Origin of the sequence: Blastococcus carthaginiensis (assembly GCF_030731085.1) — a bacterium.
Classification (GTDB): Bacteria; Actinomycetota; Actinomycetes; order Mycobacteriales; family Geodermatophilaceae; genus Blastococcus; species Blastococcus carthaginiensis.
On sequence record NZ_JASNFN010000020.1, the window covers coordinates 64,335 to 84,276 of the forward strand.

Annotated in this window: 19 protein-coding genes, 2 tRNA genes and 1 other RNA gene; 6 read left to right on the forward strand and 16 right to left on the reverse strand. The window is 75.0% G+C overall.

The features are described from left to right. Positions 1 to 44 precede the first annotated feature (44 nt). A complete protein-coding gene (locus QOZ88_RS15945) occupies positions 45 to 2,087 on the reverse strand; it encodes a TPM domain-containing protein (protein ID WP_306000721.1) in 2,043 nt (680 codons plus the stop codon). Positions 2,088 to 2,204: 117 nt separating this feature from the next. Here QOZ88_RS15945 and QOZ88_RS15950 point away from each other — a divergent pair, with 117 nt between their 5' ends. Next, positions 2,205 to 2,567, forward strand: a complete 363-nt coding sequence (locus QOZ88_RS15950; protein ID WP_306000722.1) for a Rieske (2Fe-2S) protein — start codon at positions 2,205 to 2,207, stop codon at positions 2,565 to 2,567. 75 nt (positions 2,568 to 2,642) lie between these two features. On the opposite strand, the gene QOZ88_RS15955 is transcribed toward QOZ88_RS15950, so the two are convergent. From QOZ88_RS15955 to ffs, 9 genes are all read right to left on the reverse strand, one after another. Continuing rightward, a complete protein-coding gene (locus QOZ88_RS15955; protein ID WP_306000723.1) occupies positions 2,643 to 3,815 on the reverse strand; it encodes an ABC transporter ATP-binding protein in 1,173 nt (390 codons plus the stop codon). After that, positions 3,812 to 4,852, reverse strand: a complete 1,041-nt coding sequence (locus tag QOZ88_RS15960) for an ABC transporter ATP-binding protein (protein WP_306000724.1) — start codon at positions 4,850 to 4,852, stop codon at positions 3,812 to 3,814. Before QOZ88_RS15960 ends, QOZ88_RS15955 begins: the two co-directional genes overlap by 4 nt. After that, positions 4,849 to 5,790: an ABC transporter permease gene (locus QOZ88_RS15965; RefSeq protein ID WP_306000725.1), complete on the reverse strand. Its 942-nt coding sequence runs from the start codon at positions 5,788 to 5,790 to the stop codon at positions 4,849 to 4,851. The genes QOZ88_RS15960 and QOZ88_RS15965 overlap by 4 nt, the downstream gene beginning before the upstream one ends. A 136-nt stretch (positions 5,791 to 5,926) precedes the next feature. Next, on the reverse strand, positions 5,927 to 6,931 hold the full coding sequence (locus QOZ88_RS15970; RefSeq protein ID WP_306000726.1) for an ABC transporter permease: 1,005 nt from the start codon (positions 6,929 to 6,931) through the stop codon (positions 5,927 to 5,929). Positions 6,932 to 7,035: 104 nt separating this feature from the next. Continuing rightward, a complete protein-coding gene (locus QOZ88_RS15975; RefSeq protein WP_306000727.1) occupies positions 7,036 to 8,742 on the reverse strand; it encodes an ABC transporter substrate-binding protein in 1,707 nt (568 codons plus the stop codon). A 248-nt stretch (positions 8,743 to 8,990) separates the two neighbouring features. Then, a complete protein-coding gene (gene recR / locus QOZ88_RS15980; protein WP_306000728.1) occupies positions 8,991 to 9,590 on the reverse strand; it encodes a recombination mediator RecR in 600 nt (199 codons plus the stop codon). 42 nt (positions 9,591 to 9,632) lie between these two features. Then, positions 9,633 to 9,974: a YbaB/EbfC family nucleoid-associated protein gene (locus QOZ88_RS15985; RefSeq protein ID WP_306000729.1), complete on the reverse strand. Its 342-nt coding sequence runs from the start codon at positions 9,972 to 9,974 to the stop codon at positions 9,633 to 9,635. Between the two features lie 53 nt (positions 9,975 to 10,027). Continuing rightward, on the reverse strand, positions 10,028 to 12,397 hold the full coding sequence (locus QOZ88_RS15990) for a DNA polymerase III subunit gamma and tau (RefSeq protein WP_306000730.1): 2,370 nt from the start codon (positions 12,395 to 12,397) through the stop codon (positions 10,028 to 10,030). Between the two features lie 166 nt (positions 12,398 to 12,563). After that, positions 12,564 to 12,659, reverse strand: an RNA gene (gene ffs, locus QOZ88_RS15995) — signal recognition particle sRNA small type. Positions 12,660 to 12,837: 178 nt separating this feature from the next. On the opposite strand from ffs, the gene QOZ88_RS16000 reads away from it, so the two are divergent. Beyond that, entirely contained in the window at positions 12,838 to 13,761 is a 924-nt protein-coding gene (locus QOZ88_RS16000; RefSeq protein WP_306000731.1) for a DMT family transporter, read from the forward strand. A 54-nt stretch (positions 13,762 to 13,815) separates the two neighbouring features. Here QOZ88_RS16000 and QOZ88_RS16005 read toward each other — a convergent pair. Beyond that, positions 13,816 to 13,900 (reverse strand) — tRNA-Ser (locus QOZ88_RS16005). Positions 13,901 to 14,061: 161 nt separating this feature from the next. Between QOZ88_RS16005 and QOZ88_RS16010 the strand changes: the two genes are divergently transcribed. Then, complete coding sequence (locus QOZ88_RS16010; protein ID WP_306000732.1) at positions 14,062 to 14,409, forward strand: hypothetical protein; 348 nt, start codon at positions 14,062 to 14,064, stop codon at positions 14,407 to 14,409. Between the two features lie 19 nt (positions 14,410 to 14,428). After that, positions 14,429 to 16,039: a serine/threonine-protein kinase gene (locus tag QOZ88_RS16015; RefSeq protein WP_306000733.1), complete on the forward strand. Its 1,611-nt coding sequence runs from the start codon at positions 14,429 to 14,431 to the stop codon at positions 16,037 to 16,039. Between the two features lie 62 nt (positions 16,040 to 16,101). On the opposite strand, the gene QOZ88_RS16020 is transcribed toward QOZ88_RS16015, so the two are convergent. The 5 genes from QOZ88_RS16020 to QOZ88_RS16040 all read right to left on the reverse strand — a co-directional run bounded on the left by QOZ88_RS16020 (position 16,102) and on the right by QOZ88_RS16040 (position 18,604). Next, positions 16,102 to 16,189, reverse strand: a tRNA-Ser gene (locus tag QOZ88_RS16020). A gap of 10 nt (positions 16,190 to 16,199) precedes the next feature. Continuing rightward, positions 16,200 to 16,664 (reverse strand): nucleoside deaminase, encoded by a 465-nt coding sequence (locus tag QOZ88_RS16025; protein WP_306000734.1) that lies wholly within the window; start codon positions 16,662 to 16,664, stop codon positions 16,200 to 16,202. Between the two features lie 82 nt (positions 16,665 to 16,746). Then, positions 16,747 to 17,394 carry an HAD family hydrolase gene (locus tag QOZ88_RS16030; RefSeq protein WP_306000735.1) on the reverse strand — a complete coding sequence of 216 codons (648 nt, stop codon included), beginning with the start codon at positions 17,392 to 17,394 and terminating at the stop codon, positions 16,747 to 16,749. Further along, complete coding sequence (locus QOZ88_RS16035; RefSeq protein WP_306000736.1) at positions 17,391 to 17,894, reverse strand: tRNA adenosine deaminase-associated protein; 504 nt, start codon at positions 17,892 to 17,894, stop codon at positions 17,391 to 17,393. Before QOZ88_RS16035 ends, QOZ88_RS16030 begins: the two co-directional genes overlap by 4 nt. Then, entirely contained in the window at positions 17,891 to 18,604 is a 714-nt protein-coding gene (locus tag QOZ88_RS16040; protein WP_306000737.1) for an O-methyltransferase, read from the reverse strand. The genes QOZ88_RS16035 and QOZ88_RS16040 overlap by 4 nt, the downstream gene beginning before the upstream one ends. On the opposite strand from QOZ88_RS16040, the gene QOZ88_RS16045 reads away from it, so the two are divergent. Both QOZ88_RS16045 and QOZ88_RS16050 read left to right on the forward strand, forming a co-directional pair. After that, complete coding sequence (locus QOZ88_RS16045) at positions 18,603 to 19,562, forward strand: prephenate dehydrogenase (RefSeq protein ID WP_306000738.1); 960 nt, start codon at positions 18,603 to 18,605, stop codon at positions 19,560 to 19,562. The two genes, QOZ88_RS16040 and QOZ88_RS16045, sit on opposite strands and share 2 nt — an antisense overlap. Positions 19,563 to 19,620: 58 nt before the next feature. Continuing rightward, on the forward strand, positions 19,621 to 19,854 hold the full coding sequence (locus QOZ88_RS16050) for a DUF2630 family protein (RefSeq protein WP_306000739.1): 234 nt from the start codon (positions 19,621 to 19,623) through the stop codon (positions 19,852 to 19,854). Positions 19,855 to 19,942: the final 88 nt, after the last annotated feature.

Here is a 19,942-nt window from a genome sequence, read left to right on the forward strand (position 1 = left end):
GTGGGAGAGGTCACGGTCCCACCGGGCACCGACAGTTCGTCAGGTCAGAACGTCCCGCCGCCGCTGCGGCCCCCGCCGCCGAACGAGCCACCCCCGCCGAGGCCCCCGCCGCCGAAGCCGCCGCCCCCGGAGCGGCCGCCGAACCCGCCACCGAAGCCGCCGGAGCTCCCACCGAACCCGCGGCCGCCGCCCATCAGGATGCCGCCGAGCACGAGGCTGCCCAGGTCGACGCCACCGCGGCGGTAGCCGCCGCCGTAGCCCCCGAAGCCACCGGGCCCGTACCCGGAGCGCCACCGGCCGACGTCGTCCTGCGCCAGGTCGAGCGCGTGCTGGGCGAGCAGGCCGGCCTGGTGGGCCTCGCGGAGGGCGGCCACCGGGTCGGTGCGCCCCAGCCCGACGGCGGCGTCCAGGTGCCGCCGGGCCTCGGCCAGCCGGGTGCGGGCCTCCGGGCCCACGGCCCCGCGCCGGGTGTCGACGAAGTCGGCCGCCGCACCCACGGCCGCACGGGCGGTGAGCAGCGCCTGGTCGAGCGCGGCCGCGGCCCGGCGCGCCTGCGTCTGGGCGTCGCGGGCGGTCGCCAGCGCCTCCTCCAGGGCGGCGTCGGCGTCCTCCAGCTGCCGCAGCGCGGCCAGCGGGTCACCCGGGGCGCCGTCGGCCGGTCGCAGCGCGGCGTCCGCCGCCACGAGCGCGGCCTCGGCGCGGGCGATCTGCGGCGGCAGGCCGCTGCGGTCACCTCCGGACACCAGCGCCCGGGCCTCGGCGAGGTCCTTCTCCGTCTCCGCGCGCACCGCGCCCACCCGGTCGGCGGCCGCATCGAGGTCCGCGGCCAGTCGGCCCACGGCGTCCAGCAGCGTGCCGGTCTGCGCGACCGCGTCCTCGGCGGCGCGGATGTCCCCCACCGCCTGCCCGCCGCGGCCGGCGGCGAGCGCCTCGCTGGCCTCGCGCACCTCGTCGTCGGCGGCGTCGAGCCGGGCGGCGGCCTCCTGCACGTTGTCGGCGACGGCGGTCACCGCCGAGCCGGCGTACCGCTCCCGGACATCCGCCAGCCGCCGCTCCTCCTCGGGGAGCCGGGCGCGCAGCGCCGCGATGCGGGGCTCCAGGCCGGCGAGCACCTCGGGGGCGGTCCGCTCCAGGTCGCGCAGCTGCTCGAACGCCGCGCTCAGCTCGTCGAGCCGGGCGCCGGCGGCACCGGTGAGCGCCAGGATCTCGGCAAGCATCCGGCGGGTGGTGGGGTCGTCCTCCGGAACGTCGTCGTCCAGCTGCTGGCGCACGGTGAAGGCGCGGCCGAGGTCGGCCTTCGACTGCGCCAGCGCGGCGCCGAAGCCGACGACGGCCTCCTCCCCGTACTGCGCGCGGGCGAAGTCGAGGTCCAGCTGCGAGGTCTTGACCGCCTCGTCCAGCACGAGCAGCGCCTCGCTGGCGCGGCCCTGGAGCTGGTCGGTGGGCACGCCCTCGTGCGGGTCGGGCTCGGTGCGCCGGCGATCCGGGGGCAGCGCACCGCCGCGGGCGCGGCGCGACCGGGTGAGCAGGTAGGCGCCGCCCCCGACCACGGCGATCCCGCCGAGGACCAGCAGCACGCCCGAGCCGCCGGAGCCCCCGTCGGCGGCTTCGACCGGCTCGTCCCCCGCCGCCGCCCCGCCGTCGCGCAGCAGCTCGGCGAACGCGGCCACCGCGCCGGCCCAGTCGCCGTCGGAGAGCCGCGGGGCGACCCGCTCATCGGTCAGCTCGTCGAACTCCCCGCCGATGACGGGGAAGTCGGCCGGCCGCACCGTGCCGTACCGCTCGTCGTCGACGGCGACGGCCAGCAGCGCGTCCTCCTCGCCGAGCTGGCTCAGCTCGGCCGTGGCCTGGGCCCACTCGCCCTGGTCCGCGCCGGAGAAGCTGGACACGAAGACCACGTGCAGCTCGGTCCCGGTGTCCGCGCGCAGGTCGTCGACCACGTCCCGCACCTGCGCCACGCTGCCGTCGAGCGCACCGACCTCGTCGGTCACCTGGTCGGCCAGCCGGAACGGGGGCACCGCCCACGCCGGACCGCCGCCGAGCACGAGGACGGCGAGGACCCCCAGCACCACGCAGAGCCGGCGCACGGGAACCTCCAGGACGGCGGACGTCGGTCGGCAGAACCCTACCGACGGCGGAGGCGTCCGGCCCGGGCGCGGTGGGTAGCCCGCACCCGCCGACCCACCGCCTGCGAGGAGACCCGCGTGCCCGAGCCCGACTCCGTCCCCGCCGCCGACCTGCCGCCGCGGACGGTCCGCCGCGCCGGCGGCTGGGCCGTGGGCAATCGGGGGGACGACGAGTACTTCGCCGTCTCCCGCCGCTGCCGCCACCAGCTGGCCGACCTCGCCGAGGGCAGCGTCGACGCCGACGGGTGCCTGGTCTGCCCGTGGCACCAGAGCCGCTACGACGTGCGCACCGGCGAGATGGTCGACGGCCCCCGCGGCTTCCTGGGCTACCACGGGCCGGCGCCCGGCTACAGCGGGCTGGTCCGGCTGGTGGGCAGCATCGCGCGGTTGCGGGTCGGCCAGGCGGTCCGCCGCGGCGACGACGTCGTCGTCACCGACTGAGGCATAGGAAGCTATACGTGCGTTTCCTGGCGCGGAGACGCATGGATAGCTTCCTATGCCTGGGGGCGCCCGCGGTCAGCCCTGCTCGGCCCGCGGCAGGGGCTGGTCCCGGCCGAGGAAGGGGGTCGGATCGTCGTCCCGGGCCCGCCCGCCGGTATCCGGCCGGGTGGCCGCACCGGCGTGCAGCACCTCCTCGGGGGACCGCGGGTGGAGGACGCCGTCGCGGATCTCCTCGGCCCAGTGGCAGCTGACCAGCCGGCCCGGACCCAGCTCCCGGAGGACCGGGATCTCGTCGTCGCAGCGGGTCTCCTGCCGCCACGGGCAGCGGGTGTGGAACCGGCAGCCGCTGGGCGGGTCGGCCGGCGACGGCAGGTCACCGGCCAGCAGGATCCGCTCCCGCTCCTCCTCGATCTCCGGGTCGGGCACCGGCACGGCGCTCATCAGCGCCCGCGTGTAGGGGTGCAGCGGCTGCTCGTAGAGGTCGTCGGCGGGCGCCTGCTCCACCAGCGAGCCGAGGTACATGACGCCGACGACGTCGCTGATGTGCCGGACGACGGCGAGGTCGTGCGCGATGACCAGGTAGGTGAGGCCCAGCCGCTCCTGCAGCTCCTCGAGCAGGTTGAGCACCTGGGCCTGCACCGACACGTCCAGCGCGGACACCGGCTCGTCGGCGATCAGCAGGTCCGGCTCCAGCGCGACCGCGCGGGCGATGCCGATCCGCTGCCGCTGGCCGCCGGAGAACTCGTGCGGGTAGCGGCGCAGCGCGGCCGAGGGCAGCCCGACGGCGTCCAGCAGCCCGCGGATCTTCTCCGCGATCCCGGCCTTCCCGCCGGCGAGGCCGTGCGCGCGCAACGGCTCGGAGAGCAGCGACTCCACGTTCTGCCGCGGGTCCAGGCTGCCCAGCGGATCCTGGAAGACCATCTGCATCCGCTGCCGCATCTGCCGGAGCGGCTCGCCCTTGAGCGCGGCGACGTCGGTGCCGTCGAAGAGCACCCGCCCGGAGGTGGGCTCCTCCAGCCGCAGGATGGCGCGGCCCAGCGTCGACTTGCCGCAGCCCGACTCCCCGACCAGCCCGTAGGTGGCGCCCCGGGGCACGGTGAGCGAGACGCCGTCCACCGCCTGCACGTGCCCGACCGTGCGGTCGAAGAAGATCCCCTTGCGGATCGGGAAGTGGACCTTGAGGTCCTCCACCCGCAGCAGGTCGTCCTGCCCGGTGTTCGGGACGCCGGCGGTGGGGACGGCGGTCATCGGGCGGCTCCGGAGGCGGTGGCGCCCGACGGCGCGGACGGGTGCTCGAGCGGGTGGCGGCAGCGCAGCTCCCGGCCGGGGCCGTCCGGCACCAGCGGCACGGTGCTGCCCGACACCTCGGTCAGGCAGTCGTCCTGGGCGTTGTCGCAGCGCGGGGCGAAGGCGCACCCCTCCGACCACGGGATGGCGTCGCGGGCCGAGCCGCGGATGGGCGTGAGCGGGGCCCCGCGGGCGGAGTCCAGCCGCGGGACCGACGACAGCAGCCCGCCGGTGTAGGGCTGGCGGGGGCGGGCGAACAGGTCCCGCCGGTCCGCCGTCTCGATGATCTTGCCGGCGTACATGACGTGCACCCGGTCGCACAGCCCGGCGACCACGCCGAGGTCGTGGGTGATCATCACCAGCGCCGTCCCCGAGTCGACGACGAGCTCGCGCAGCAGCTCCAGGATCTGCGCCTGGATGGTGACGTCGAGCGCCGTCGTCGGCTCGTCGGCGATCAGCAGCCGCGGCGCGCAGGCCAGCGCCATCGCGATCAGCGCCCGCTGCCGCATGCCGCCGGAGAGCTGGTGGGGGTACTCCTTCAACCGCCGGGATGGGTCCGGGATGCCGACCCGGTCGAGCAGCCGGACGGCCTCGTCCCGCGCCTCGGCCTTGGACATCTCGCGGTGCTCCAGCAGCACCTCGGTCACCTGCGTACCGATCGGCACGGTGGGGTTGAGCGAGGAGAGGGGGTCCTGGAAGACCATGCCCATGTCGGCGCCCCGCAGCCCGCGCAGCACGTGGTCGGGGGCGCCGACGAGGTCGTTGCCGTCGAAGCGGACCGAGCCGGTCACCTCCACGCCGCGCCGCGGCAGCAGCCCCATGATCGCCAGCGAGGTGACCGACTTCCCGCAGCCGGACTCCCCCACCAGCCCGACCGTCTCGCCGGGGGCCACCGAGAAGCTGACGCCGTCGACGGCGCGGGTGGACTGCTCACCGCGGCGGGTGAAGCGGACGGCGAGGTCCTCCACCTCGAGCACCGGTGCCTGCAGGGGGCTCACCTCCGGAACTTCGGGTCGAGGGCCTCGCGCAGGCGCTCCCCGAGCAGCGTGAAGCCCAGCGCGACGACGATGATGCACAGCGCCGGCCAGACGGCGAGCGCCGGGCGGATGGAGAGGAAGTCCTGGGCGTTGGCCAGCATCGCGCCCCACTCGGGGCGGGCGATGTCGGGGTCGCCCAGACCCAGGTAGGAGAGCGCGGCGGCCTCGATGATCGCCGTCGCCAGGGACAGCGTCGCCTGCACGATGACCGGCGACAGCGAGTTCGGCAGCACGTGCCCGAACACGATCCGGCCCTTCCGCACGCCCAGCGCCCGCGCCGCGACGGCGTAGTCGCTGCCGCGCTGGGCCAGCATCGAGCCGCGGAGCAGCCGGGCGAAGATCGGCACCTGGACGACGGCGATGGCGATCATCAGCGACAGCTGGCTCTGCCCCAGCAGCACCGAGACGGTGATCGCCATGAGCAGGCCCGGGATCGACAGGATGATGTCGACGAACCGCATGACCACGGTGTCGACCCAGCCGCCGAAGGCACCGGCCAGCACGCCCAGGCTCATCCCCACCACCAGGCCGAGCACGGTGGAGACGACGCCGATGAGCAGCGACTGCCGGGAGCCGTAGATGAGCCGGGAGAGCAGGTCGCGCCCGAGGTTGTCCACGCCGAGCGGGAACCCCTCCATCGACCCGGGGATGGTGCCGGGGCGGATCTCCGACAGCAGGTACTGGGTGACCGGGTCCTTCGGCGCCAGCAGCGGCGCGAACGCCGCCACGAACAGGAAGACCAGGACGATCACCGCGCCGGTGATCGCGACCGGGTCCCGGCGCAGCCGGCGGAAGGCGCTGCGGGTCAGCGACAGCCCGGCGTCCCCCTCGGGCAGCTGCCCGGCCCGGGCGGCGAGGGCGTCGATGCGCTCGCGCTTGTAGTCCCCGAGCGCGGTCATCGCCCCGCCCCCCGGTCCGGTCCCGCACGCTTCATCGCTCCGCTCTCCGGTTCGATTCCGCAAGCTTCATCGCTCCGCTCTCCGGTTCGATTCCGCAAGCTTCATCGCTCCGCTCTCCGGTTCGATTCCGCAAGCTTCATCGAACTCTCACCCTCGGGTCGAGCAGGCCGTAGGAGATGTCGACCAGCAGGTTCACCAGCACGTACACGACCGCCAGCATCAGGATGAAGCCCTGCAGGACGGCGAAATCCCGGAACCGGATCGCGTCGTACAGCGTCGAGCCGACACCGCCGAACGCGAACACCGTCTCGGTGAGCACCGCCCCGGACAGCAGCAGGCCGGTCTGCAGGCCGATCGTCGTCGACACCGGCAGCAGGGCGTTGCGGACGATGTGCCGGCGGCGCACGGTCGCCATCGCCAGGCCCTTGGCGTTCGCCGTCCGCACGTAGTCCTCGTTCACCACGTCGAGCACCGAGGCCCGGGTGATGCGGACGATGATCGCCAGCGGGATCGTGCCCAGCGCGATGGCCGGCAGGACCAGGTGCAGCACCGCGTCCCAGGCGGCGTCCCACTCGCGGGTCAGCAGGCCGTCAAGGACGTAGAAGTTGGTGATGCGGGTGGCGTCGATGCGCACGTCCTGGCGCCCCGACCCCGGCAGCCAGCCCAGCTCGACGGCGAACAGCAGCCGGAGCAGGTACGCGAGGAAGAAGACCGGGATCGCGACGCCGATCAGCGAGCCGACGACGGACGCCGAGTCGAGGAAGCTGCCGTACCGCCGCGCGGCCAGGTATCCGAGCGGGATGCCGACGCCGATCGCGAACAACATCGCGAACAGCGTCAGCTCGATGGTGCCCGGGAAGCGCTCGAGGAAGACCTCGCTCACCGGACGGCCGTACTGCGTCGAGCTGCCGAAGTCGAGCTGGACGGCGCGGCCCAGGAAGCGGAAGTACTGGACGTAGAGCGGCTCGTCGAGGCCGAACAGCTCGTTGTACTGGGCGATCGCCTCCGGAGTGGCACGCTCGCCCAGCGCCGCCTGCGCGGGACCACCGGGAAGGGCGCGCAGCCAGGCGAAGAGGAGGACGGACAGCCCCAGCAGGATCGGGATCAGCTGGAGGAGCCGCCGGACGATGAAGCGGAGCACGCGCTCGGACCAGCCTTTCCGGACACCGCTGTTCTATGCCGGACCCCCGACCGCGCCAGCGGTGGCATCGCTGCCACCGCCGGCGCGGTCGAGGTGGGACGGGGTTACTCCTCCAGGGAGACCGTCGAGAAGTCCTCGGCGGTGAGCGGGCTGGGCTCCAGCCCCTGGACGTTGTCGGCCACGACCAGCGCCGGCGGGGAGTGCGAGATCGGGACCGCCGGGAGGTACTCCTTGATCAGGCGGTTCGCCTCCTGGTACAGCTCGGTCCGGTTGGCCGGGTCGGGCTCGGCGTCGGCCTCGGCCAGCGCGGCGAAGATCTCCGGGGCGCTGAACGCGCCGAACTCCGCGGACGCCTGGTTGTTCTGGTCCTCGGCGAAGAACGTGCCGATGAAGTTGTAGGCGTCGTTGTAGTCACCGGTCCAGCCGAGCAGGTGGATGTCGGCCTGCCCCGCCTGCACCGCCTGCAGGTAGTCCGGGTTCCACTGCAGCGCGACCGGCTCGATGGTCAGGCCGACCTCACGCAGGTCCTCCGCGATCACCTGGAACATCGCGGCCGGGTCCGGCAGGTACGGCCGGCTGACGTCGGTCGGGTAGTAAAAGCGCAGCGTGGTGCCGGCGGCACCGGCCTCCTCCAGCAGCTGGCGGGCCCGCTCCGGGTCGTACTCGTAGGTCGGCACGTCGTCCGCCCAGCCGTCGACCGTCGGCGGCATGAAGTTCGTCGCCACCTCCGCGCCCTCGGGGAGCAGGGAGTTCACGATGGTCTCGCGGTCGATCGCGTGCGCGATGGCCTGCCGGACGCGCGGGTCCTGGAGCGCGGGGTTGGCCTGCGTGCCCTCGACGTTCCCGCCGTTGAAGCCCAGGTACAGGATGTTGAACGGGTCGCGGACGAGGACCTGGAAGCCCTCGCTCTCGAGGGTGTCGTAGTCGGCGGGCGAGACGAAGTCGTAGCCGTCGATCGTGCCGGCCTGCAGCTCCTGCCGGCGGGTGTTCCCCTCGGGGATGGTGCGGAAGATGATCTCGTCGAGCAGGGCCGGCTCGCCCCAGTAGTCCTCGTTGCGGACGATGGTGACCTCGCCGTTGCCGCGGTCCCAGCTGTCGAACTTGAACGGGCCGGTGCCGGTCGGGTGCTCGAGGGCGTACTCGGTGTAGGTGATCGCGTCCTCGCTGCCCGACAGGTTGTCGGCGTCGTACTCCTGCAGCGCCGTCGGGCTCTGGATGGAGAACGCCGGCAGCGACAGCGCGGCGGGGATCTTGCTGGTCACCTGGTTGAAGGTGATGACCGCGGTGTTCTCGTCGACGGCCTCGCAGCCCTCGTAGATGCCGGGGTCCTCGCTGTCGGCGAAGCCGCCGAACACGGCCTGGTAGTAGTACGTGGCGCTGGGGCTCTGCGCGAGACCGTCGAAGTTGTGCCAGCGGTCGAAGTTGAAGCAGACCGCCTCGGCGTTGAAGTCCGTGCCGTCGTGGAACTGCACGCCCTCACGCAGGTTGAAGGTGTACTCGAGGCCGTCCTCGCTCACCTCCCAGTCCTCGGCCAGTGCCGGCTCGAGTTCGGTGCCGCCCGCGGACGTGGTCAGCAGGCCCTCGTGGATCTGGCGGGCGATCCGGAACGTCTCGCCGTCGCTGGCGAACGCCGGGTCGAACATGGCGGGGTCGCCGGCGGCGCCGAAGACCATCGTCCCTCCGGACGCGGCACCCTCCTCGCCGCCGCCCTCGCCGGATTCCCGGTCGCTGGAGGCGCAGGCCGAGAGTGTGACTGCGGTGAGCGCGGCCGCGGACGCGGCGAGCGCTCGACTGGTACGACGACGTGTCATCGCGGAAGACCTGCCTCCTCGGCCACGGCGGGCCGGACGAGTTCCGGACGTGGAGCCCGCGGACGCGAAGGCGTCCACGGATCGCCTGTGGACCCTAGGCGGCGCCCGTCGCTCCCCGGCAGTGCCGGTCGTCCATCGACACCAAGCCGTGACCTTCGTCATCGCCGTGCAGGTCAGCACCGTCACGCGGCGCCGCCGGAGCACTCCGGCCCGTCGTCAGGCCGGCTCCGAGGCCCCCTCAGGTGCTGTCAGGCGTCGATGCGGCGGCGGCCCTCGAAGGCACGGCCGAGCGTGACCTCGTCGGCGTACTCGAGGTCACCGCCCACCGGCAGGCCGCTGGCCAGCCGCGACACGGCCAACCCCATCGGCCCGACCAGCCGCGCCAGGTAGGCGGCCGTCGCCTCCCCCTCGAGGTTGGGGTCGGTGGCGATGATCAGCTCCTTGACCGTGCCGTCCATCAGCCGGGTCATCAGCTCCTTGACCCGCAGGTCGTCGGGCCCCACCCCGTCGATCGGGCTGATCGCCCCACCGAGCACGTGGTAGCGGCCCCGGAACTCGCGGGTGCGCTCGATCGCCACGACGTCCTTGGGTTCCTCGACCACGCAGAGCACGTCCTCGACCCGGCGCGGGTCGCGGCAGATGCGGCACTGCTCGGCCTCGGCGACGTTGTAGCAGGTGATGCAGAAGCGGACCGACTCCTGCACCCGCGTCAGGGCGGCCACCAGGCGGCTGACGTCGGCCGACTCGGCCGACAGCAGGTGGAAGGCGATGCGCTGGGCGCTCTTGGGCCCCACGCCGGGCAGGCGACCGAGCTCGTCGATCAGGTCCTGGACGGCACCCTCGTACACGGGGCTCCTCGGGTTGCGAAGTGGATCGGGTCGGGCGCCCGATCAGAGGCCGGGCAGCCCCAGGCCGCCGCCGCCGAGGCCGCCGGCGAGCGGCCCCATCCGGCTGGCGGTCAGCTCGTCCGCCGCGCGCTTGGCGTCCCGGACGGCGGCGACGACGAGATCCTGCAGGGTCTCCAGGTCATCCGGGTCGACGGCGCCCGGCGCGATGGTGAGCGCGGTGAGGTCACCATCGCCGGTCATCGTGGCGGTGACCAGGTTGCCGCCGGCGGTGCCGGTGACCTCGGTGGCCGCCAGCTCCTGCTGGGCGGCGGCGAGCTGCTGCTGCATCTGCTGCGCCTGCTTCATGAGCTGCGACAGGTCGGGCTGCTGGCCTCCGGGGAACATGCCACGAGAGTAGGCCGCGGGTGCGACACCTGAGGGCGCGCCGCCCCGGGGGCTCAGCTGTCGACCGGCCGGGCGCCCAGCTGGGCGCGCAGCAGCTGCAGGGCCGCCTGCTCCTGGTCGACGACCGGCCCGGGCTCGCGGTCCCCCCCGTCCACCCCTTCCGCGGCGCGCTCTGCCATGAGCTCGCGCGCCTCGGCGGCCTCGGCGGCGTGCGCCGCCTCCCGCGCCGCCTCGGGCGCCACCGCGCGGGCACCGGGGGCGGCCGACCCGGCGCCGTCGACGACGGCGTCGATGCGCCAGCGGACGCCGAGGAGCTCGTTGAGCGCCTGCCGGACGATCTCCCGGTTGAGGTCGTCGTTCAGCCGGCGGGCCAGCGCGGGCGAGGACGTCGAGAGGGTGAGCACGCCGTTGGCCAGCTGGTGCACCTGGAAGCTGTTCAGCAGCGCCTCGGTGGTCCGCTTGTGCTTCTTGACGATGGCGAGCAGCTCGGGCCACACCCGGCGGACGTCGGTCGTGGTCAGCTCGCCCTCGCCCGCCGGCTCCGGCGGGTTGGCCGACACCACGGGCGTCGGCTCGCCGCCGCGCGGGGCGGGCGAGGACTCGGCGGCCGCCCGGGGCGGGGACGCCGGGGGGCGCGGCTGCTCCACCCGGGCGGCGGCGGCCCGGACGGCGGTGGGCTGCGCCGGGTGTGGCCAGTCCTCGTCGTCGGTGGGCTCGGGCGGGAGCGGGATGTCCGGCTCCTCGGCCGTCACCCGCGGACGCGGGGCGGGCGCGTCCCCGGAGGAAGGCCGGGCCGGCGCGGCGGCAGCCGGCGCGGCGACTGCTGGCGCGGAGGCAGCGGGCCGCGGACGGCTGCCGGGCTGCGCGGTCTCCGGCCAGTCGTCGGCCGCCGCCGCGGGACGCGGACCCCCGCCCGGGCGCGCGGGCTCGGGCCAGCTGTCGGCCGCCGGGGCGGATGCCGCCGGAGCGGGAGCGGCGGCCGCGGGGGCGACCGGCGCGGGAGCAGCAGGTGCAGCGGCAGCGGGAGGAGCCGCGGGCGCGGGCGGCTGCTGCGCGGGGGCACCGGCCGGCGGCCGGGCGTCCGTCCGCGCCGGGGCGGTCGGGGCCTGCGTCGCCTGCGACCTGCGGACGAACTCCCGCCGCGGCCCCGACGGCGCGGCCTGCCCCTGGTCGGAGGTGGGCGCCGGGGCCGGGGCGGTGTCGACCGGAGCGTTCTCGCGGTGGCCGACCTCCTCCCGCGGCCGGCCGGCGTGCTCACCGGCGATGGACATCCGGCGTTCGAGCCGCTCCAGGCGCTGCAGCGTCGCGGCGGCCGACCCGTCGGTGGCGGGCAGCAGCATGCGTGCGCAGACCAGCTCCAGCAGCAGCCGCGGCGCCGTCGTCCCGCGCATCTCGGTGAGGCCCTCGTGCACGGTGTCGGCCATCCGCGACAGCGTCGCCGAGCCGAGCGCCTGGGCCTGCTGGTTCATCAGGTCCAGCCGGTCGGGCGGGCAGTCCAGCAGGCCGTTGCCCCCGGCGTCGGGGACGGCGTCGAGCACGATCAGGTCGCGCAGCCTGTCGAGCAGGTCGGTGGCGAAGCGGCGGGGGTCGTGCCCGGCCTCGACCACGCGGTCGACGGCCCGGAAGACACCCGGCGCGTCGGAGGCGGCCAGCGCGTCGATGGTCTCGTCGAGCAGCGCGTCGTCGGTGACGCCGAGCAGGCCGACGGCGCTCTTGTACGTGACGCCCTCGGGCCCCGCCCCGGCCAGCAACTGGTCGAGGATCGACAGCGAGTCCCGCACCGAGCCACCGCCGGCGCGCACGACCAGGGGGAACACCGTCGGCTCGACCTGCACGCCCTCGGCCTCGCAGGTCCGCTCCAGCAGGGTGCGCAGCGTCGTGGGCGGCACCAGGCGGAACGGGTAGTGGTGGGTGCGCGACCGGATCGTCGGCAGCACCTTCTCCGGTTCCGTCGTCGCGAAGACGAAGACCAGGAACTCCGGCGGCTCCTCGACCACCTTGAGCAGGGCGTTGAAGCCCTGCGTGGTGACCATGTGCGCCTCGTCGACGATGTAGACCTTGTAGCGGCTGCTCACCGGCGCGAAGAACGCCCGCTCGCGCAGGTCGCGGGCGTCGTCCACACCACCGTGGCTGGCCGCGTCGATCTCGATGACGTCGAGCGAGCCCGGCCCGTCCGGCGCCAGGGCGACGCAGGACGCGCAGACCCCGCACGGCGTGGACGTCGGCCCCTGTTCGCAGTTCAGGGAGCGTGCCAGGATCCGCGCCGAGGACGTCTTGCCGCAGCCGCGCGGGCCGCTGAACAGGTAGGCGTGGTTGATCCGGCCGCCGTCGACCGCGTTCACCAGCGGTGCGGTGACGTGCTCCTGCCCGACCACCTCGGCAAAGGTCGCCGGGCGGTACTTCCGGTACAGAGCAAGTGCCACGCGGGCAGGTTACGCGGGGCGTGAGACACCACAGCGGACGCGACCGCCGACAGTGTGGACCGATCGCGGAGCCCGGAGGGTTCCCGATCGGGACACGGGCAACGGCTCCGCGTACCAGGGGGACGGCACCCGGCCGCGGTGCGGTCCGGAGGACCGCCATGACACAGCAAAGGACCCCCCGCGCACCCGCCAGAGCCCGCTTATCCTTGCTGCCTTCCGGCCCTGGGGAGGTTCACAGGATGACGCCACACGAGGGGTCGGCCACCACTGTAGAGGAAACGCCTCGGGCGGCGGGCGCGCGCCCCGCTACGCTGCCGCGCATGACGCCCCGGTGCTCGCTCGTCCTTCCCCCGCCGCGCTCCTGAGCCGGAGCCCGGCGGGCTGATCCGCCCCGCGCTCCGGCCGACGAGTCCCGTCCCGGCCACCGTCCCTGGAGCGTCATGCCCACCCCGAGCACCGCCGCGCCCACCCGCGGCTTCGCCTTCGTCGTCCTCGCCGCCCTCTGCTGGGGCACCTCCGGCTTCAGCGGCTCGGTCGTCGCCCGCCACAGCGACCTCGGCCCCCTCGACATCGCCTGGCACCGCATGGCCATCGGTGCGGTGGCCCTGCTCGTCCCCTGGGCGCTCACCCGCCGCCGGAGCGGCCCGGCACCGGCGGTCGGGCGCGGCACCACCGTCCGCCTGGCGCTCGTCGGCGCCGGGCTCGCCTGCTACCAGCTGGCCTACTTCGCGGCGGTCGCCACGGCCGGGGTGAGCATCGCGACCCTGGTGGCGCTGGGCCTCGCCCCGCTGCTGATCGCCGTCGGCGCCACGCTGCTCGGGCACGGCCGTCCGGACGCGCCCACGGTCGTCGCCCTCGTCGTCGCCCTCGTGGGGCTGGTGCTGCTCGTCGGCGTCTCGGCCGGGGCGGACACCGGGACGGCGGTGCTGCTCGGCGCCCTCCTGGCCGTCGGCTCCGCCCTCGGGTACGCCGTCGTCACGCTGGCCGGCGCCGGGGTGCCGGCCGGGGTGCCGGTGACCCTCGTCGGCTTCGCCGGCGGTGCGCTGCTGCTCACCCCGATCGCGCTGGCCACCGGGCTGCGCTTCACGACCGACCCGGTGGCGCTCGGTGTCCTGCTGTACCTGGGCGTCGTCCCCAGCGCGGTCGCCTACGCCTTGTTCTTCACCGGGCTGCGCACCGTGCCGGGTGCGGTCGCCTCGATCGTCACGCTGCTGGAGCCGCTGACGGCCACCGCGCTGGCCACGCTGCTGCTGGGTGAACGCCTGGCACCGCTCGCGCTGGCCGGCGGGCTGCTCGTGCTCGCGGCGGTCGCGGGGCTGTACCTGCGCCGGCTGCGGCAACCCGTGCCGACGGCGGGCGCCTGAGGGCGGCGGGAACGCGACGGGCCCCCGGCGCGCTGCCGGGGGCCCGTCGTAGGGCGGAGGATGGGAGATTCGAACTCCCGAGGGGTTGCCCCCAACCCGCTTTCCAAGCGAGCGCCATAGGCCACTAGGCGAATCCTCCAGGTACGGCGTCGATGGTACCGGGCGCCCTCGCACGGCTCGCCGGGACACCGCGGGGAGGCCACCCGCGGCCCCGTGCGGCATCCTCACCTCAGCGCGGTCCACCGGGCGGACGGCGGGGAAGGCCTGCAGCTGCGGGCCGCACAGGAGGAGGTGCAGGACATGGGTGAGCACAGCGAGGTCCGGCCGGACGTCGTCGATGCGATCGTCGGTGTGCTCAAGGGCGGCGACGCCGCGGCGCTGCCGGCCGGGGCCACGGCCGCGGAGAAGACAGCCGCGAAGGACCGCTACCTGTCGGAGTTCGCCGCCGAGCGCAGCAAGCGAGACCGCCAGGCCCAGGCGTGGGAGTTGCTGCTGACCCGCAGCTACGACGAGCCGCCCACCTGGCAGCGGATCTTCGACGACCTGGACGCCGGCGTGCACACCGAGCTGGGCGAGCTCTACGACGTCCTGCCCGCGGGCGCGCAGGAGGAGTACGCACGCCGGTACGGCGTGCCCTCCACGGTCTGACCCGGCGCGCCCGCCCTCGATGCCCGGTACCGGGCCCGGCCGCCTCGTCGCCGGCCGCTACCGGCTGGAGTCCCAGATCGGCGGCGGCGGGATGGGCACCGTCTGGCTGGCGCGCGACGAGCGGCTGGGCCGGCAGGTCGCCGTCAAGCAGGTGCTGTCGCCGCTGGGCGCCGACGAGGAGCAGATCGACGAGCAGCGGCAGCGAGCGCTGCGCGAGGGCCGGATCGCCGCCCGGCTGAGCCACCCACACGCGATCTCGGTCTACGACGTGGCGCTCGAGGGCGGGGCGCCCTGGCTGGTCATGGAGTACCTGCCCTCCCGCAGCCTCGCGGAGGTCCTCGGCACCGACGGCATGCTGCCCGCCGGCCTGGTGGCGCAGATCGGCGCGCAGGTCGCCGACGCGCTGGCGGCCACCCACGCGGCCGGGATCGTCCACCGGGACGTCAAACCGGCCAACGTCCTGATCGGTCAGGGCGGCCGCGTCGCCGGCCTGGTGAAGATCACCGACTTCGGCATCTCGCACGCCAGCGGCGACGTCACCCTCACCCGGACCGGCCAGATCACCGGCACCCCGGCGTTCCTCGCACCGGAGGTCGCCCAGGGCCACGAGATGACCGAGGCCAGCGACGTCTTCTCCCTCGGCGCCACGCTCTACACCTGCCTGGAGGGCGCGCCGCCGTTCGGCATGGAGGACAACGCCCTCGGCATGCTGCACCGGGTCGCGGCGGGGCGGATCACTCCCCCGCAGCGCGCCGGGACGCTCACCGATCCGCTGCTGCGGATGCTCGCCGAGGACCCGGCCGCGCGGCCACCCATGACCGAGGTGCGCGACGAGCTGGCCCGGCTGGCCGCCGGCCGGGACGGCGACCCGACGACGGTGCTGCTGGCCCGCACCGACCTGCGGCCCGCGTCCGGGCCGGCCGGCACCGCGGTGCTCGCCGCCGGCGGCACCTCGACCGCTCCCCCTGCCCCCGCCGCAGCCGCGGCGGAACCGGCGCCGGACGCCCGCCGCAGAGGGGGCCGGGGAGCGTGGGTGGCGGTCGCCGTCGTCGCCGTCGTGCTGCTGGGCGCGCTGGGGGTGTGGCTGGACACCTCGGGCGGCCGGAACCCCGACGACACGGCCGCATCGCCCACGTCGGCGCCGTCCGCGGCGCCCACCTCCAGCGCGGAGCCGGTGCCCACGGAGCCGCTGGAGGAGGAGCCCCCGGCACCGGTCGTCCCGCCGCCTGCGGAGGACGACGAGGACGAGGACGAGGGAGGGAACGGGAACGGCGACGGCGAAGGCGACGGCGACGGCGACGGCGGGAACCGCGACGACCCGCTCTCCGAGCAGAACGTCCGCGACTTCGTGCGTGACTACCACGAGCTGGTGCTCCAGGACCCGGCACAGGCGTGGGAGCTCACCGGCCCGACGCTGCGCGCGAACATCAGCCGCGAGAACTACATCCGGTACTGGGAGCAGTTCGAGGACGTGCGCCTCAGCGACATCCAGGCGGCGGACGGGCGGACCACGGCGACCGCCACCATGGAGCTGCGGTACGCCGACGGCCGCCGCGAGACCGGCCCGCACGTCTTCACGTTCCTCGTCCGGGACGGGCAGCTGGCCCTGGACAGCGACTTCCCCGCCTGAGCGACCCGCGGGACGACGCAGCCCCCGCCCTCCCGGAAGGGGAGGACGAGGGCTGTTCCTGCTGGCGGTGGCGGTGGGATTTGAACCCACGGAGGCTTGCACCTCACACGCTTTCGAGGCGTGCTCCTTCGGCCGCTCGGACACGCCACCGCCGAAGAGACTACAGGCCCCGCTGACGGCGGAAGAAGGCACGTAGCAGCGCGCCGCACTCCTCCGCCCGCACACCGCCGGTGACCTCCGGCCGGTGGTTGAGCCGGCGGTCGCGGACCACGTCCCACAGCGACCCCGCCGCGCCGGCCTTCGGGTCGTCGGCGCCGTAGACGACGTGCGACACCCGCGACAGCACGCTGGCCCCGGCGCACATGGTGCAGGGCTCCAGGGTGACGACCAGGGTGCAGCCGCCCAGCCGCCAGCCGTCGCCGTGCACCTGCGCCGCCGCGCGGAGCGCGAGCACCTCCGCGTGCGCGGTGGGGTCGCCGCGCTTCTCCCGCTCGTTGACCGCCTCGGCGAGGACGGCGCCGTCCGGACCGAGGACGACGGCGCCGATCGGCGTGTCGCCCCACTGCTCCGCTCCCGCCGCGAGCTCGAGGGCACGCGCCATGGCGGCGTCCAGGTCGGGGCTCACCGGGTGACGCTCCGGGCGCGGTGGCGCTGAGGGGCCCCCCCCACACAGGGCCGGCGCGGGGGGCGCACCCCCCGGAGCGCCGTCACGCGGCGCCGTCCAGCGGAAAGCCGACCAGATCGGACAGCTCGGCCAGCGCGACGGCGGGGTCGACCACCTTCACGGTCGAGAAACCCAGCGCCCGGGCGGGCTTCAGGTTGATGCCCAGGTCGTCGAGGTAGGCGCAGTCGGCGGCCTCGATGCGCCGCCCGACGGCCTCGGAGAGCCGGTCGAGCGCCCGCCGGTAGATCTCCGGCTCGGGCTTGCGCACGCCCTCGATCGACGACTCGACGATCGCGTCGAACAGGCCGAGCACGTCGTCGAGCCGGCCGCCGCGCTCCATCGGCGCCACGTTGTTCGACAGCAGCGCCAGCGGCAGCCCGGCCTCGCGCAGCCGGCGCACCGCCGCGACCATCGCCGGGCGCAGCTCCCCCTGCAGCGCGGCCAGCACCCGCGCGGCCTCGATCCGGTGCCCCAGCGCCGCGGCCTCGGCCTCGAAGGCGGCGGAGAACCCGGCGACGTCGAGCTCGTTGCGCTCGTACCGGGCCCAGGCGTTCGTGTCCGGGTCGGTGGAGTTCAGCTGCCGGATCAGCCCCTCGGGCACCCCGGCCTCCCGCTCGTAGGCGGCGAAGGCGGTCATCGGGCTCTCGGTGAGCACCCCGCCCAGGTCGAACACCACCGCGGAGACCGTCACGAGGCCACCGCCACGGCCAGCTCGTCCGCGAAGCCCAGCCGGGTGGCGATGCGGCCCACCATCTCGTCGGCCCACAGGTCGTCGGCGGTCACGATCGGTCGCAGCTCCTCGGCGGGCAGCCCGTCGTCGGCGAACAGGTCGAGGTCGCCCCCGGGCCAGCCGGTCTCGTCGTCGTCGAAGGCGCCCTCGGTGTCGACCCCGATGCCGTAGCGCTCGACCACCTCGGCCGCGAGCACCCACTCCAGCATCGTGGCGTCGGAGATGAGCGCCCGGACCATGCCCCCGGGGCCGTGCCGCAGCGCGACGAAGTACAGCCGCGAGTCGACGACGAGCACGAACGGCGGCGGCCAGCCCGCGCTGCCCGGGTCGCCGAGCGCCCGCTCCAGGACCGGCAGCTCGTCGCCGGCGTCGGCCGCCAGCAGCTCCACCTGCCAGCGCGAGCCGGCCCGGCTGACCCGGACCGCGAAGCTGGCCGGACCCTTCCCCGCGTCCGCGCTCATCGCTTGCGCAGCAGGGTCAGCCCGTCGGCGAACGGCAGCAGGGCCGTCTCCCACCGCGGGTCGGCGGCCAGCGCGGCGTTGAGCTCCGCCAGCGCGCGGTCGGATTCGTCGGCGGGGTCCAGCACCCGCCCCGCCCGGAGCGTGTTGTCCAGCAGCACCACGCCGTTCGCCCGCATGCGCGGGTGCAGCTCCTCGACGTAGGCGGCGTAGCCGGTCTTGTCCGCGTCGACGAACGCGAGGTCGAAGGTCTCCTCGGCCGGCAGCGAGCGCAGCGTGGGCAGGGCGTCGCCCAGGCGCAGCTCGACCCGGTCGGCGACCCCGGCCCGCGCCCAGTACCGCCGCGCCACCGCCGTCCACTCCTCGCTGTTGTCCAGGCACAGCAACGAGCCGTCCGCCGGCAGCGCCCGGGCGATGCAGAGCGCCGAGAAGCCGGTGAACGTGCCGATCTCGATCGCCGTCCGGACGCCGAGCGCCGCGGTGAGCAGCCGCATCAGCACGCCCTGCTCGGGGGCGATCTGCAGCGTGGGCGAGGCCTCGCCCCGCCCGGCCATCTCCGCGGTCTCCCGAATCAGGTCGGCCATCACCTCGTCCACCGCATCGGAGGAGGCGCGGACGTAATCGGCGAGCTCGGGGGTGAGCAGGAACGACCGGGGCGTCATGGCGCGTGGGGAGGCCGGAGCGGGCAGGTCGGCGTCATAGCCTCTGATCATGGCCGATACCGCTGGACCCGGGGCCGCCCCCGTCGGCGGTGCGCCGTCGTTCCCGGTCCCGACCATGCCCGCTCCCCCGGTCGGCATCGTCGGGCTGGGCCAGCTCGGCGGGTCGCTGGCCGCCGCGCTGACCGCCGCCGGGCGCCAGGTGTCCGGCTGGGACGTCGACCCCGCGGCCCGCGACGCCGCCGCCGCGCGCGGGGTGCGGATCACCCGCGAGTTCTCCGGCGTCGTCGTGCTGGCCGTGCCGCTGCCGGCGATGGCGACCGCGCTGGACGGGCTGGTGGTCGATGCCGACGCGACGGTGACCGACCTCGGCTCGGTGAAGGTGCCGGTGCTGGACGCGCTGGGCCCGGTGCTGGGCCGGCGCTTCGTCGGCGGCCACCCCATGTGCGGCACGGAACGGTCCGGCCACGGGGCCACCGACCCGCAGCTGTTCGCCGGGGCCCGCTGGGCGCTCTGCCTGGAGCGCGACACCGAGCTGCCGCGGTGGCTGCGCGTCGCGGAGGTGGCGCTCGCCGTCGGCGCGGAGGTCGTGCCCGTCACCGCCGCCGAGCACGACGACGCCGTCGCCGCGATCAGCCACGTCCCGCACCTGCTCGCCGCCGCGCTCGCCGGCGCGGCCGCCGAGGCCGGTCCGCTCGCCCTGGCGCTGGCGGCCGGCAGCTTCCGCGACGGCACCCGGGTCATCGGCAGCGACCCGGCCTTCGTGACCGCCATGGTGGAGGGCAACGCCCGCCCCACGGCCGCGGCGCTGGAACGGGTCCGCGCTCAGCTGTCCCGCCCCTGGCCCGATCTGGTGGCCACCGGTCACGCCGTCACGACCCGGGCGGGCGATCGGCGCACCGTCCGGGTGCCGCTGGAGCGGGCCGCCCTGCTGGCCCTCGGCCGCGCGGGCGGGGCGGTGCACCGCCGGCTGGCCGCCTTCGTGGAGGGCTGGGTCCCCGGGGAGGGCTGACCGCCCCGGGCACGGCGGTTCCGGTTTCGCGCCCGCGTCCCCGGGCACGCACCCGGGCATGGACGAGCAGGACATCTTGAAGCGCATCCACGCCCTCGTGGACGAGGAGCACGCGCTGCGCGAGAACAGCGAGCACACCGACGAGACGCGGGCTCGCATGGGCAAGCTCGAGGCCGACCTCGACCAGTGCTGGGACCTGCTGCGGCAGCGCCGCGCCAAGCGCCAGTACGACGAGGACCCCGACGAGGCCCAGACGCGCCCCGAGCAGCAGGTCGACAGCTACCTGCAGTAGGAGGATCCTCCCGCCCGCCCACCGCCGGCGCGCTCGCGGCGGGGCCCTGCAGGAGGGCCGCGAGCCGACAGCAGGCCTGCTCCGCCGG